A 1,112-nucleotide genomic window follows, 5' to 3' on the forward strand; every position below is an offset into this window, starting at 1 on the left:
GTGCAACTGTACTTTGCCGGTGCCAAGGTGGTGAGTTATTACCCGGTGTCCATTCCCGTGCACAGCCTGGCGTTGAATGTGACGGTGCAGAGCTACAACGGCCGTCTGGATTACGGCCTGATCGCCTGCCGCCGCGCCGTGCCCGACATCACCGAGATCGGCGACTACCTGCTGGCCGAGCACAAGCTGCTGATGGAGCTGACGCAGAAGCACCCGGCCGCCGCCGGTGCGGCGCCCGCGCCGGTGCCGGCAAAGACCATCGAGGAGCCGTCGGACGAGGCAGAGCACGCACCCGCACCCGTTGCCGCAAAGAAGAAGCCTGCCGCGCGCAAGAAGGCGCCGGTCAAGGTCGCTGCGAAGAAGGCGCCTGTGAAAGCAGCTGCAAAGGCACCGGTCAGGACCGCGGCGAAGAAAGCCGCGCCCAAGCCGCCTGCCCGCAAGGCCGCACCGGCCAAGCGCTCCAGCAGCCCCCGGGCCGCTGCGGCATGATCGGCGCGCGGGCCCTGGCCTGCAGAAAGAAAATTGGGGCAGTTGGACTAGTTTTCCGACCGTTCTAGTTTTTCAGGCCTAGGCCCCGCAGAAGAAGATAGGCCCATCGCGAAAGACATACCGTTTCCTTCGCGAGCCTTTCAACTTCAAGGAAATCACCATGTCCACGCAAACCTCCATCGCTTCCGCAGCTGTTCACGTCGTCGGTCAATACAACGACGCTGGCAAGACCCTGGTCGGCGCTTACCGCACCGGCGTGCATCGCCTCCTGGGCGGCGCCGCTTCGCGCTACAGCAACTTCCTCGGCAGCCGCCAGATTCCGCTGGTGAGCGAGCAGGTCAAGGCCAACCTGATCGGTGCGCAAGAAAAGATCAACGGCTTCCTGGCCAACCGCCTGGACATCGACACCAGCCGCATCGTGAACGTGATGGACCGCGTTGCCGCCGGCACCACCAGCGGCATCGAATCGGTCGCCAGCCGCGTGGCTCGCGTCGAGTCGCCGGTCGCCACCTCGGTGATCAACGCCCTCGGCGCGCTGAACCAGCCGATCGCCACCGTCTCGGTGCAGATCGCCGACAAGATCGTCGCCGGCACCAAGCAGATCGAAGCCCGTGTGAGCGGCG

The 1,112-nt window shown here is 65.1% G+C and carries 2 protein-coding genes; both read left to right on the forward strand.

Annotated features, from left to right (window positions below; all coding sequences use genetic code 11):
* Window positions 1-489: WS/DGAT domain-containing protein (locus ACSFA3_RS25175; RefSeq protein ID WP_435508065.1), on the forward strand; the 489-nt coding region annotated here is incomplete at its 5' end.
* A gap of 160 nt (window positions 490-649) precedes the next feature.
* Window positions 650-1,112: hypothetical protein (locus tag ACSFA3_RS25180; protein WP_435508066.1), on the forward strand; the 463-nt coding region annotated here is incomplete at its 3' end.

The sequence above is a fragment of the Variovorax glucosi genome (assembly GCF_051216695.1).
Taxonomy (GTDB): domain Bacteria; phylum Pseudomonadota; class Gammaproteobacteria; order Burkholderiales; family Burkholderiaceae_C; genus Variovorax.